Annotated in this window: 8 protein-coding genes; all 8 read left to right on the forward strand. The window is 58.4% G+C overall.

The annotated features are described in order from the left end of the window. The first annotated feature begins 101 nt into the window (after nucleotides 1-101). The 8 genes from ACYQ6M_RS29410 (at nucleotide 102) to ACYQ6M_RS29445 (ending at nucleotide 13,251) form a co-directional block, all read left to right on the forward strand. Complete coding sequence (locus ACYQ6M_RS29410; RefSeq protein ID WP_460077416.1) at nucleotides 102-692, forward strand: T4SS efffector SepA family protein; 591 nt, start codon at nucleotides 102-104, stop codon at nucleotides 690-692. Next, entirely contained in the window at nucleotides 689-2,380 is a 1,692-nt protein-coding gene (locus ACYQ6M_RS29415) for a hypothetical protein (protein WP_460077418.1), read from the forward strand. The genes ACYQ6M_RS29410 and ACYQ6M_RS29415 overlap by 4 nt, the downstream gene beginning before the upstream one ends. After that, the gene (locus tag ACYQ6M_RS29420) at nucleotides 2,380-3,441 is read left to right on the forward strand and encodes a phospholipase D-like domain-containing protein (RefSeq protein WP_460077420.1); all 1,062 of its coding nucleotides are present in this window, start codon (nucleotides 2,380-2,382) and stop codon (nucleotides 3,439-3,441) included. Before ACYQ6M_RS29415 ends, ACYQ6M_RS29420 begins: the two co-directional genes overlap by 1 nt. 118 nt (nucleotides 3,442-3,559) lie before the next feature. After that, nucleotides 3,560-3,790, forward strand: coding sequence for a ribbon-helix-helix domain-containing protein (locus tag ACYQ6M_RS29425; protein ID WP_460077422.1), 231 nt, complete (start codon nucleotides 3,560-3,562; stop codon nucleotides 3,788-3,790). Beyond that, a complete protein-coding gene (locus ACYQ6M_RS29430) occupies nucleotides 3,790-5,655 on the forward strand; it encodes a DNA methyltransferase (protein WP_460077423.1) in 1,866 nt (621 codons plus the stop codon). Before ACYQ6M_RS29425 ends, ACYQ6M_RS29430 begins: the two co-directional genes overlap by 1 nt. Further along, nucleotides 5,585-7,750: an N-6 DNA methylase gene (locus ACYQ6M_RS29435; protein WP_460077425.1), complete on the forward strand. Its 2,166-nt coding sequence runs from the start codon at nucleotides 5,585-5,587 to the stop codon at nucleotides 7,748-7,750. Before ACYQ6M_RS29430 ends, ACYQ6M_RS29435 begins: the two co-directional genes overlap by 71 nt. Continuing rightward, on the forward strand, nucleotides 7,747-10,962 hold the full coding sequence (locus ACYQ6M_RS29440; RefSeq protein ID WP_460077427.1) for a hypothetical protein: 3,216 nt from the start codon (nucleotides 7,747-7,749) through the stop codon (nucleotides 10,960-10,962). Before ACYQ6M_RS29435 ends, ACYQ6M_RS29440 begins: the two co-directional genes overlap by 4 nt. Before the next feature lie 3 nt (nucleotides 10,963-10,965). Then, nucleotides 10,966-13,251, forward strand: coding sequence for an AAA family ATPase (locus tag ACYQ6M_RS29445; RefSeq protein ID WP_460077429.1), 2,286 nt, complete (start codon nucleotides 10,966-10,968; stop codon nucleotides 13,249-13,251). Nucleotides 13,252-13,342 lie beyond the last annotated feature (91 nt).

Genomic DNA, 13,342 nt, shown 5'->3' on the forward strand with positions numbered 1-13,342 from the left:
CGTCGAGGACGCGGGAACGCCCCCCTCACGGACTCGCATCTTGACACTCTCTGTATTCTCGTATCTTTTCGTATTCTCGTATTTTTGCTAGAGAGGACGATATGGAGCACATTTCCCTCGATCCGAAGACATTCGAGAGGCTTCAACGCCATGCCAAGCCTTTCGTCGATACACCGGCGATGGTCATCAACCGCGCTCTCGACGCCCTTGAATGTATGACTGGCGGGTTGCCCGAAGCGCGCGCAATCGGTCCCGGAGAACGCGCGATCAATCCGGCACAACTTCCAAAACTAACGCACACCAAGATCCTTGACGCTAATCTTGCTGGACGTGAGATCGAACGCCCCAACTGGAACAGTCTTCTTGATGAGATGCTCCGGCTCAGCATGAAGCATGCCGGTAGTTTCGAAGGTGTCCGTCGGCTTTGCCCCGTCAATCTGGTAGCGGGCCGGAAGGAAGACGAAGGCTATGGCTATTTGTCCGACATCGATCTCTCCGTGCAGGGACAGGACGCCAACTCTGCGTGCCGTGCGATGGTGGTCGCCGCACAGGCCATGGGTGTAAGCCTTGATATTGGCTTCATGTGGCGTCCGAAGGAAAACGCGGCTTATCCCGGCGAGCGGGCGCGCTTACAAATCGCCGGCACCAACGCGCCGGAACTGTCGAAGGCAGCAAAGAAGGCGGCTGTATGACCGCGCAAGTCGCCATACTGGCCTATGGCTCACTGATTGATGATCCGGGCGAAGAAATCGCCCGGGCCACGGTGCGTGTCGTCGAAGGCGTTCAAACGCCGTTCCACATCGAATTTGCACGTTCAAGCGGCACGCGGGGTGATGCCCCGACCCTCGTCCCCGTTTCGGAAGGCGGCTCAGCGGTACAGGCCAAGCTACTTGTTCTCGATTGTATCGAGGAAGAGGCGGCAAGCATGCTTTGGCGACGGGAAAGACGCCGTGTTGGGAGCGGCGAGGTCTATGAAAGACCCGCCAATCCCGGGCGTAATTCGGTGCTCGTGGAGCGGGTGTCCGGATTCGAAGGGATCGACGTCGTCCTCTATACGAGCATAGCGCCGACGATAGAGCCGCTGACGGCGGAAAAGCTGGCTGAACTCGCAATCGCAAGCGTCCTGAAAACCGAGCGCGGCAAGGATGGCATTTCGTATCTGATGGCTGCAAAGCAAAACCGCATTGCGACGGTGCTTTCGCCCTCATACGAACTGGAAATCCTGAAGGAAACGAATAGCGCCGACCTTTGCGAGGCGCGCGAGAAGATAAGGAGGGCCGGATTCGTTCCGGGGACCCATGCCGATCTCAAGCCCCTCTTCGACATCGTAACGGAAGACGAGCTGAAGAAACTACGGGAACGCCGCTTTGGAGCGCGGCCGCATCCCTTCTCAACGCTGCTCGGCAATCTCATCAACCCGTCCCAGGCCGCACGGAACACGTCGCGTGCCGCCGCGGCTATCTCGCGCGGTCACAAGCCGTGGCTGGAGGCGATCAAGGCGCGGATCAACGATGAAACCGATGCAGCCAACGCTGCCAGCGCCCTCGCGGAGCTGAGGGCGTTTGGAGCGCTTCTGGAGGGCGGCTTCAATGTGACGCCGCTTGTCCCCGGGGATCAGCCCTCTCCCGAGTTTGAAGTCGATGCAGGCGACGGGACGAAGATCATTGTCGAGGTGCACGCCAAACAGTTCGACAAGGCGACGCAGCGAACGCTGAACGAGGCATCCGCCGCTCTGGAAAAGACGGTCGAAGAAACCCGTAGCGCTCGCTGGGAAAGTGGCGACAATGAACCGTTCATCACTACCTCCGTTGCCGAAGTCACGCCCTTCGGCGAGCCGAATCCTGACAAACCCGGTGATACGGTCACGGCAAATGCGATAAGCAGGCTTTGCGCGATAAAGCAGCGGGAGCATCAGTTCAGCGCAGACCGGCCAAACATTCTCTGGCTCGACCTGCAGGATGACTACTCTTGGAATTTAGCGCTCGAACCTGAAGCCGCGCTTCCTGTCGGTTCGTGGAACGGCATCTTTTGTTCCGGCGCGCTCTGGTATGCGCATTATGGGTGGAAAGGTGCGCCGATATTCGAGAACAATTCCGAGACACTCGAGGGGCAAAAATCGACGCTTATGGGTCATGACGGACGGTTCAGGCTTTCAGATCGGCTCAGCGGCGTCATTGTTTCTTTCCCGCAAGCTGTGATCTTCCTTGAGGCGCTCAATCCACGTCATCCGCTGACGCCGGAGGCGCGCCTGCGAATCATGAAACTTCCATGGGCCAAAGCGGAACTCTCAATATGCAACTGGTTGGAAGGCGTTGCTTCCCGAACCGTAGAAGCCCAGAGAGCGGCGATTGAAGCCCTCCAAAAAGTCGTTTCTACCTGATGTATGTCGTTCAGAACAGTTCGCGGCCGGGCGAAATCCTGAATGCACTCCATGACCTTATGCGGCCCGGACTTTCGGGCGCGAGGGTTTGCTCGGCCTATGTCACGCTTTCGGGAAGTGAAATCCTGCTCGACGCAATCCGCAGGGCTGCACGCGCTGACATTGCCAAGACCATCGTCTGCTCGCTGGACTATGGGCTTACCGATCCCGATGCGCTTGAATTCTGGCAGGACACGGCGAATACAACGGTCCTGGTCGCCGGCACGGAACGTCTCGCGGCCGGTAGCCTGCAGCCGATAACCGCTTTTCACCCGAAGTTCTATGTCTTTGACCGGCAAGACGCGGCAAGCGGCAGCCTTGTCGGATCTGCCAATCTGACAAACAGAGGGCTCTCGACGAACTGTGAAGCAGGCTGGGCCGAAATCGCAAGCCCGGCGCAGAACCAGCTGGAAACTGCCTGGGACATGGCAATTGAAGATGCCGCCCCGCTAACGGCGCAAATCCTTGCCCACTACCGCCGGCTGCGCGCGCGAACGATAGCAGACAATCCGCCGCCGGAACTTGAACGCGTCCCCCAACCGGCGATCGGGCCGCCCCGGAGCTACACGCCCTTCGGAGATGCCGATATTGATCCCGCCGATTACAATCAAATGTGGGTGCAGTCCCGCGGCATGCAGGGCGGTGCGGGAACCCAGCTGGAATTACCGCGCGGCAGTCACCGGTTTTTCGGCGCCGCCTACGAGGACTACGGCTTTGCCCGCGTCGAGCACATCGCCGAGCCCGTTCTCGTGTCCGGCCGGCACAGTTGGCGCAATCGCCCGCTGACATGGCACGGCGATAATGCGATGGAACGGATCAATATGCCGTCGCGCGCCATGGGAGGCTTTGCCTACGAGCATTCCCTCATTCTGTTTCGCCGAATCGCCAACAACACATTCGAATTCACGGTATTCCCGTGGGATTCCGATCACGCGCGGGCTTACGTAGAAGCATCCCGGCGACAGGATCTGGTGTTCCGCGTTGGGCGCAATAGCAACAGGCTCGCGGGATTTATCCCGTGATTGAGCGCGGAGCGAAAGAGAAATCCCGTGACAAAGTGAGGCAAAGTGCATCACTTTGTTGCGCGACACCCGTGAATCGGGTAGGGTGAACATAGTGAGAACAAATCACGGCCAAACCATGGCAGGAAAACTCAGAAAATTCGGTCCGCGTTTATCGGTCAGCCTGACCGGGAGCGACTACGACGCTCTCGCGGCGCTCGCCGATAAGGATGATGTCTCAGTGTCCTGGGTCGTCCGTCGCGCTATCGATGAGTATCTAGAAAATCATCGTCACGAAGCCGAGCCGGTTCTGCCACTGCGTCTGCCGCAGAAGGCCGAGAAATCCGCTTTCCGCGCGGGTGGGAAGTAATGCGTTACGAGGGGAAATCTGTGACACGCGCAAATGCATCGCCAAAGAAAAAAGAAGCCGCTGCCACGAAGTCGCTTTACGAACGTGCGCTACCGGCGAAGCGGACGGGTCCGCTCTACGGCGCGTTCCCCTATCCCACAAAAATCTCTCCTGAGGCGATTGCTCTTTACATCGCGGCGCATACCAAGCCGGGGGACACGGTCTTTGACGGCTTTGCCGGGAGCGGCACGACCGGGCTGGCGGCGATGCTGTGCGAGAATCCGTCCGATGAATTGCGTTTGGAGGCCGAACGGCTGGGGCTCAGCGTCGAATGGGGGGCACGCAACGCCGTGCTCTATGAGCTCGGCGCGCTTGGATCATTTGTCGGTAAAACTTTGACGAACCCACCGGAGCCAAAGGCGTTCAAAAAGGCTGCCGAACAGATACTCAAGAAAGCAGACCGGGAAACCGGGTGGATGTATGAGGCCATCGATCCGAATGGCAATATGGGCGCCATCAGGCATGTGGTATGGAGCGATGTCCTTCGCTGTCCTTGCTGCCGCAAAGAGGTGGCGCTGTGGGACTCCTGCGTTTCGCTTGCTCCCGCAAGCATATCGCCGGTCTTTGAGTGTCCGCACTGCGGTCAGGAACGCGGCTTCGATGAAGTAACAAGGATAACGGAAACCATCCCGGACGATGTCACCGGCCGCGAAACCGAACGCCGGGCGCGCCGGATCGCGCGGATTTACGGTGTAACGGGGAAGACAAGATGGTCACGTTCCCCCAACAAGGATGATCTTGCGTTGCTGGACCGGGTAGCGCGCGAGCCCATTCCCGAATGTGTGCCGAACGCGCTTATTCCGTGGGGCGATCTTTATAGGCGCGGGTATCACCAAGGCATCACGCATCTCCATCACTTCTATACGCGGCGGAACCTGATCGTATTCGCAAAGCTATGGGAGCTTGCGGGCGACTATGGCCCAGCACTGCGTGACGCCCTCCGGTTCTGGCTCCTGAGCTATAACGCGGCCCATGCCACGATCATGACGCGCGTCGTTGCGAAATCCGGTCAAAAGGATCTGGTGGTGACAAGCGCCCAGCCGGGCGTCTTGTATGTAAGCGGTCTTCCAGTCGAGAAAAATCTCTTTGCGGGGCTAAAACGTAAGCTCAAGACGATCGGGGATGCCTTTGCCGTCATACATGGACGCGCGGGGAAAGTTGAAGTCCGCCGGCAATCCAGCTGCGCCGTTGAACTGCCCGATGCCAGCATCGACTATGTCTTTACCGACCCTCCGTTTGGGGGGAACATCCCCTACGCGGAAATCAGCTTTATCAATGAAGCTTGGCTCGGCGAATACACGGATCGCGCCGACGAGATCGTTATCAGCGATAGCCAGCAAAAAACGATCAAAGATTATCAGGTCTTGCTGACAATCGCACTCTCGGAAGTACATCGCATACTCAAACCGGAGGGACAGGCGACACTCGTATTTCATTCCGCTTCGGCGGATGTGTGGAACGCGCTTCAAAGCGCCTACACGGATGCTGGGCTCAATGTGGAGTGCGCCGGTGTCCTCGACAAAACACAGGGCAGCTTCAAACAGGTTACGACGTCCGGTGCGGTGCGCGGCGACCCGGTCCTTCTTCTCGGGAAAGACCCTGCGGCCGAGAATGAAGCGTCCGAAGGTGTGTGGGCGGTAGCCGAACAGCTAAGCGAAGCATCGCTGGCGCTCGATCCGTCAGAGCAAACCCCGCACAGGCTGTATTCGCGTTTCGTCAGCCATTTCCTGACAAATCACCAAAAAGTGCCGCTGGATGCCGACGATTTCTATCGGTGGCATGACGCGCAGTTGGCGGCAAGGTCTACTGATTGTGCCGGGGTTTGAGGGACATTCCGCAATCCGCGAAGCGGCCCGTAGCTTCGAAGAAGCGCTGCCGGCTGTCCAGCGCAAAGAACTAGGTCAGTTTTTTACGGGCATGCCACTTGGGCGAATTCTCGCCAATCTTGCCGTCGGCAATGAGACCCATTCCCTTATCGACCCGATGGCCGGAAGCGGCGATTTGCTCGACGCAGCGCTTGAAGTCGCAACCGATCTCGGCGGGCGCATAGATCGTCTCGATGCTATTGAGATCGATGAACCCACTGCCGCGATCTGCAAAAGGCGGATGTACGGCGTTTGCAAAGCGCATGGAATTTCGCCCTCTGTCATACAGGGGGATGCGTTTAGCCGCGATAACTTGAGCGCTCTCCCGCAGCCCGGATATGACCTCGTTATCACCAACCCGCCTTATGTCCGCTACCAATCCCTCAACGGCCGCGCCGAGAACGTGCGGCAGGGACTACTGTCGATGACTGAGAGCCGGTTGTCGGGCTCGGCACGCGACATCTGGAAGGCACTCGCGGCGGGTTACTCAGGTCTTGCGGACCTCTCTGTCCCAGCCTGGCTTCTAAGCGCTGCGCTAGTCAAGCCAGGAGGACGGCTTGCGCTCGTGGTGCCCGCGACATGGCGGTCCCGCGCATATGCCGACGTAATCCGCTATCTTCTTCTGCGTTTGTTTGAACTTGAGCTTGTCGTTGAAGATACCCAACCCGGCTGGTTTAGTGACGCGCTCGTCCGCACGCATTTGATCGTAGCCCGCAGACTCTCCGACGATGAGGCAGCTATTAAGCTGTCTGAACGCGTGGCGTGGCGAGACGCGCTGTGGGTCCAGGTCGCGCCGGAGGCCTCGGCGGAGTGGTCTTTGGTAGGCGATGCGTTCCCCGGCGAGAAGCCGGAATCTGATTTCGCGCGGTGGTGCCGCGGTCCCAATAGGTGCGATGTTGCAGGTATAGCTGCGCGGCGGTTTTCCCTCGAAGCTGAATGGCAGGCGCTGTGGCAGCAGGCGGCCGGGCGTTCGTGGTTCAAAAACCTTGAGCAAGCTGCGCCGGACGAGGCGCGATCTCGAAAAAATTATTCGGTCACAGCATCCATCCCGGAGGCCCTGCGTGATCTCCTGCCACCCAAATTCGAAGGCTCATCCCTGCAGGGGCTGGATGACGGCGGCGTTCGCGCGGGCCAGGGCCTGCGTACCGGCTGCAACCGCTTCTTCTATGCTGGCCTCGTCGAAGAAGGCGACGGTGGCGAGAGCCTAGTTGAAGTCGATGATGCGCTCGGCGGCAACATTCTGTCTGTCCCTTCCGAGACGCTTCGGCCTGTGCTGCACCGCCAGACCGACCTGAATGCATGGTCGAGCGGCCGTCCTCCGGCCACGCGCGTCTTCGATCTGCGCCGGATGATTTTGCCTGAAGACCTGTCCGCTATCCGCGATCCGTGGCGCGGTGACCGATTGACGCAAGAATCTCTGCCGGCTGTTATGCCGGACGAATTGGCGGCGCATGTCCGCATTGCCGGGACGACAACGCTGGGAAGCTCAGAGAATCGGCGTCCCATCGCCGATCTTTCGGCAGTCAGAACGAATGTCCGGCCAGCGCGCGGCGGCGCATTGCCGCGCTTTTGGTACATGCTTCCCGATTTCATGCCGCGCCACCTGCCGCAGGTATTCGTGCCGCGTATTATTCACGAAACGCCGAAAGTCTACGCAAACAGCGAGCAGCCCATTCTGATCGATGCAAACTTTTCGACCTTTTGGGATGACCGGGATAGGTGGACTTCCGGCGGATTGGCGGCGTTTCTGAATAGCGCATGGTGCCGGGCCATAATGGAGGCAACCGGTACGCCGCTTGGCGGTGGCGCCCTGAAGCTTGAAGCGGTGCATCTTCGCAGAATGCCCGTGCCGCGTCTCGAATCCCGACTGGTCAAGAGTCTCAACGAGGCGAGCAAATGCGAAAATGAGGCACAGAGATCACGCAGGGCCGACCGGATTGTCTTGCGTGCCCTGTTAAGCGGCAATCCGTCTGATGTCGAAATCGACCGTTTCGCAAGAGCGCTGGACGAACGTCGCGCGGTGCTCGGCGCCACGCGCCAGAGAGGCGCTGCATGAGCGCCGACCTTGCAAAAACCCGAGACGCCATAGGGCGCTGCCGCGCACTCAGGGAAAAGGGAGTGGTGGAGGCCGTACTGCGCGGTGAGTTCCAATCGCGCCTGCGGAGCATTTTTCCTGAAAGCGATGACGAGCGCTGGATCAATCACTACGGCGAAGGTGCCGAGGCGCATACAAAAGTCGCGACGGGAAGCAACCCCGCCGCCAATCGCTTCATCGACAATCTGATCGGGTCAACCACGATCGAGTACGAGGCTGATCTCCGCGTCACTGCGAAGCGGGATGAAGGATTCAGGCAGGTCAAAGAGCATGCCGCCGGACTCATTCGGTCTGGTGTTCCGATTTCACAGGTTCGGGGAATCCTGTCGGATACCGTTGAATGGTATGCCTATGACGTTTTGCTCCAGACCGGCATCGAGCCTGGCGATTGCGCCGTTGATGACGTCACGCTGATTGAAATCGAGAGTTTCGAACCGGGCGGTGATGACGAGGCGACGGCCGAGCGGCTCACTTTGTTCCTGCGCAGGCACCTTGCCCGCGAACAGTCCCGTCCTTTGATCGCAGATAATCTCGCGTTCGACCTCGGACTTGAGAGCGACGCGTATAAACGCAATGTCGATGCGCTCACAGGCCTGGTTGAATCCGGCCGCGATGACGAGCCCGCCATCGAGCTTGCGACGGATCTTTGGTCCCGCTTCGTCGACCATCTTGAGGGTGATGGCGGCGCATTCCGCATTGGACCTTATGTTGATGAGGTTTACCTCAACATTCTGGCGCGTCTACTCAGTGCGAATGCACTTGCGCGCAAGGCGATTGTGAGTGCGGATTCCGAGCTCGCGGCAATCCTGAACGGGAGCTTTTTCCGGAACGCCTATCAACTCGAAAACCTAGTTGAGAAGGACTATTTCGGCTGGATTGCCGATCCGGCACATGTCGGTGCATTCCTCGATGTCGCGCGCGAAATTCAGCGCGATCTTTATGCCTATGACTTCAGCTGGCGGGCAGAGGAAGATCTGTTTGGACGCCTGATGGCTCAGCTCGCCAGACGAAGCCAACGGAAGCTGCTTGGGCAGGAATGGACGCCGTCCTGGCTGGCAAAGCATCTTGCCGAGCGATGTCTGGATGATTTGCCTGATGGAGAAGCACCGGAAATCGTTGATATGTGCTGCGGCTCTGGCGCATTAATCGCCGAAGTCATCAAAGCGGCCAGGGCCCGTTACGGCTATGACGACATCATCCGTCTCGGAAACGTGGCAACCGGCTTCGATATCGATCCGCTGGCCGTTGCGTTTGCCAAGACCACCTGGGTCATCACTCTGGCGGATGAAATCAACAAGGCGGGCGGTCCCGTCACCGTCCCGGTCTATCATGCGGACTCTCTGTTCGCGGTGACGCCGGTATCTGCGTCTTTGCCAATGCTGGGCGAAGACGAGGCCATCGACATCACGCTCGACGGCGAAACGGTACAGCTTCCAGCCGGACTTCTCCAACCCGAGAACCGCGATCTGTTCGACGGGCTGATCGACTGGGCCTATGATGAAGCGCAGCAGGTCGGCAGCGCCCCACCAACGGCGGAACAAGCGCGTGCCACTCTTGATACCGCGGCCGCGGCGGCAAACGTCAAACTGTCTAGTGAGTTGAGAGAAGCTTCGGCCGAAGCGGTTCTCGCTTTGGCCCGCCGGATGAAAGAGCTCGCCGATGCCGGGCGCAATGGCATTTGGGCTTTCATCCTACGCAACACCTACCGACCGGGACTGCTCGCCGGTCAGTTCAACGGGCTTGTCTCAAACCCGCCATGGCTCGCGATGAGCGCGCTCGCTGACAATCCGTATCGCGAGATGCTCTCGCGCCGTGCTGCGCTGTACGGCGTGCGCCCTGCCGGGCAGTCGTTCCTGCATCTTGAACTCGGTACGACCCACCTACTCCACGCGGTGGACCGCTATCTTAAGCCCGGTGCTGCGGTCGCTTGTCTTGTGCCGGGAACGATTCTCAACGGCAATCACCATGAGCGCTTCCGGCAACGCGGCTATACGGCAAGCGACAGACCGGTAGCGTTTGCGATCACCGACGTCTGGCAGGTCGCCCCGGGGACTTTCAAATATCCCGGCGCCGCCCTTATCGGCCACAAAGAGACCGGCAGCGCTGCGGCCGACATTGCGCCTGCGGCAGGCGCAGTCGCCAAGCCGGATGAGGTCAGGTCCGTCGATTTTGTCATTCGCAGGATAGGAGATGCTCGGACTGCTTGGGTTCTCGAGAGCGGCGGCTTGCCCGCTGCCGCTGCAGGCGGTGAAGAAGTCTCCCGGCAGGGTGCCGACATCATGCCCCGCACTGCTGTTTGCATCGAGATCCTGAAGGATACCGGCCACGAATATCGAGTAGATACGCCAGCGACGGGTACAGAGTGGGCGTTTACGATCAAGCAGGCCAAGGAACTGAAAGGCGAACGTTTTGCGGGCTACGCGGCGCCGCGGTTTATTCACCTGATGGCGCAATCGGAGAACCTGCTGCCATTCATTTTTGGTCCGCACAGGGCTCCCGTTGCAATCCCGGCCTGCCGCGATGAAAACGGCGTTTGGCAGACATATGAACCGGCCGATATTCGGCGCATGGGATTTACGCAAACGGCCCGCCGGTTTGCTGAGATCGACCGGGAGCTTACGAAAATCGGCGACAGCACACTTGCCTACCGGATCGACTTCCGCCGCAAGCTGACGATCCAGGACTTCGGCAGTGAGGGTTTTCTTGTTTTGTCGGGCGCGGGCGGCAAGCATATTTGTGCCGCTTGTCTTCCGGTAGCGGAAGCGACCGCGCTTGTAATCGACCAGACCCTTTACTGGCAGGTGGTCAAGGACGAGGCCGAAGCATGGTTTCGGACCGGCATTCTCAACAGCGCCGCACTTACCGATGCTATCCTGCCCTTCAACCCCGAAGGTGATTTTGGGCCGCGCCACATACACACCCTGCCATATCGGCTGATACCGCCCTATGATCCAGGCAATACTGACCACTTGGCCATTGTGACGTTGGCAAGAGACGTTGCTGCCGAAGCGGCCACTGTTTTTGCGGGCGATCCCTATATTGGTGATCCAAATCGTTCCCTCCCGGTTCGTCGGAAAAAACTCCGCGAGAAACTGTCCGCGTCTGCGAATTTTCAGGAGCTCGACCGGATTAGCGGAATCGTACTCGGTATAAATCCGAAGACCGGGGGGTGAACGATGCCGATCAAGAAGTTCCTGAGCGTAAAAAATGTCGGCCGGTTGATAAACTGCGCGCAGAAAGGGCCTGAGCTCAACCGGTTCAATCTCTTCTTTGCGGAGAACGGCCGCGGAAAGACAACGCTTTGTGCGGTATTGCGATCGCTCGAAACGGGCCAGCATGAACACATTACCGAACGCACCACGATCGCGCCGGTAGCGAACGATCCTGAAGCATCGATCCGGCTAAGTACCGGCAATACGATATACACGGCCCAAAGCTGGTCGAAGACCCTTCCGGAAATAGCGATTTTCGATTCTACATTTGTTTCCCGGAACGTTCATGCCGGAGAGTATGTAAGTCGCGATCATCGTACGAACCTGTTGCAGGTCATTATCGGTGAGGCAGGCGTTCAACTAGCAAATGCCGTCAACAAACTTGATGAGGATATTCGGGAGAAGAACTCCGAAATCGGCAGGGCCAAAAAGGCAATTCAGCCGCACCTGCCGAATGGTGTGAAGCTGGAGCATTTCCTCGATCTGGCTGAAGATACTGACATAGACGCGAAGATCACAGCCAAGACGGCAGAACTTGAAGCTGCCAAGCAGGCTGAACAGATTAAGACGCGCGCACTGCTCCAGAGGCCGGCAGTGCCTTCACTCCCCGCCGAATTCGAGGCCGTTCTCTCAAAGACGCTGGAAGATGTCTCTGCCGACGCCGAAGCCCGATTGAGGGAGCATATGACGCGCCACGAAATGCACGAGCACGGCCAAAGCTGGATATCGGAAGGGCTCGGCTATTTTCGTGACGATGTCTGCCCCTTCTGCGGGCAGAACACTAAAGGTCTTGATCTCATCCAAGCCTACAAGCAGTTCTTTTCCGACTCCTATGCCACGGTGATCGAAGAGATCAATCAACTGGATAAAGCCCTGGATGCAGCCCTCGGAGACACGCCGCTTGCGAGGCTGGGCACTTTGGTCGCCAACAATGAAAGCGGAATTCAGTTCTGGAAGCGATTTGCCACGTTCGAAGTTGCGGAACCGGATTTTGAGAATGCGATCGCAGTACCGGCTAGAACGCTTCGCGAGGCGGCCCACACGTTGATCGAAAGCAAACGCAGGAGTCCTCTGACCGCAATCGCGGCAGACCAGCCGTTTCAAACGGCTAAAACGGCCTACGACGAAGCAGCCGACATTCTCAAGGCCTACGACACGCAGATCGTGGCGGCGAACGAGGCGATTTCCGCGCAGAAAGAAAAAGCCAAGTCGGCGAATCCGGCGGCCGTGGAAAAGGAGATAGCAGGGCTCAGGCTGATAAAGCTCCGGCATGATCCGAAGGTGAAGCCGCTATTCACCGAATATCAGACACTGAACGCTGACAAAAAGAAGCTCGATGAGAGCAAATCAAAGGCGAAGGACAAGCTTGACGGTCACGCCGATAAAACGATCAGCGCATACGAGAAGACCATAAACAAGCTGCTGGACGGGTTTGGCGCGGGCTTTTCGATTACGAACAGCAAGAAGACCTATGTCGGCGGCACGCCCTCAAGCGTTTACCAGATTCTCATCAACAAGCATGCCGTCGATCTCGGCGACGGGAGCACGCCGTCCGGCCAGCCGTGTTTCCGGACGACACTCAGCGCCGGTGACAAAAGCACGCTGGCGCTCGCATTCTTCCTCGCTCAACTCGACCACGATCCCAACAAGGCGAACCGTGTCGTCGTTTTCGATGATCCGTTCAACAGCCAGGATCGCTCGCGCCGGGAACGCACCGCCGAACTACTGAAGAAGTACGGCCGAGAGTGCGCGCAGCTCCTTCTCTTCTCGCATGATCCGCATTTCCTCAATCTCGTCCATTCCAAGCTGCCGAGGGCGGAGCGGCATTGTCTGCAGCTTTCACGCGCACCGGACAATGCGACCACAATCGAAGAATGGGACGTGGAGAAGGAGACACAGGACGGTTATTTCAAAGATCATGCGGCCCTGTCGTCGTACCGCCTGAACGGTGCGAAGGAATTGATCGATATTGTGCGAAAGATCCGGCCGGTGCTGGAAGGCTATCATCGGTACAGGTTTCCGCATCAATTCCCGGACAATGAATGGCTTGGAGACATGATTAAGCGGGTCAGGGATTCAAACGGTGCTCATCCCATGCATCCCGCCCTTGAAGAGCTGGAAAGCATCAATGACTTCTCGAAAAAATATCACCACGACACCAACCCCGGAAAGGCTGACAACGAACCGATAAATGACGGAGAACTGCAGGGTTATGTGCAAAGAACATTGCTGATCGTCGGGGGGTACTGAATGACCGAGGCCCGTCACACAGATCGCGAAGATGGTCTGAGGCGAGCGTGCCACATCGAAGCTTTTAGCTAATAAACGCCAAATTTGCAGC

This window comes from Roseibium sp. ROS1 (assembly GCF_054658215.1).

What these genes read in the sequence shown, in the direction of transcription:
- ACYQ6M_RS29420 (WP_460077420.1), top strand. Translation starts at nt 2,380, where the DNA reads ATGTATGTCGTTCAGAACAGTTCGCGGCCGGGCGAAATCCTGAATGCA.
- ACYQ6M_RS29430 (WP_460077423.1), top strand. Translation starts at nt 3,790, where the DNA reads ATGCGTTACGAGGGGAAATCTGTGACACGCGCAAATGCATCGCCAAAG.
- ACYQ6M_RS29435 (WP_460077425.1), top strand. Translation starts at nt 5,585, where the DNA reads ATGCCGACGATTTCTATCGGTGGCATGACGCGCAGTTGGCGGCAAGGT.
- ACYQ6M_RS29410 (WP_460077416.1), top strand. Translation starts at nt 102, where the DNA reads ATGGAGCACATTTCCCTCGATCCGAAGACATTCGAGAGGCTTCAACGC.
- ACYQ6M_RS29425 (WP_460077422.1), top strand. Translation starts at nt 3,560, where the DNA reads ATGGCAGGAAAACTCAGAAAATTCGGTCCGCGTTTATCGGTCAGCCTG.
- ACYQ6M_RS29440 (WP_460077427.1), top strand. Translation starts at nt 7,747, where the DNA reads ATGAGCGCCGACCTTGCAAAAACCCGAGACGCCATAGGGCGCTGCCGC.
- ACYQ6M_RS29415 (WP_460077418.1), top strand. Translation starts at nt 689, where the DNA reads ATGACCGCGCAAGTCGCCATACTGGCCTATGGCTCACTGATTGATGAT.
- ACYQ6M_RS29445 (WP_460077429.1), top strand. Translation starts at nt 10,966, where the DNA reads ATGCCGATCAAGAAGTTCCTGAGCGTAAAAAATGTCGGCCGGTTGATA.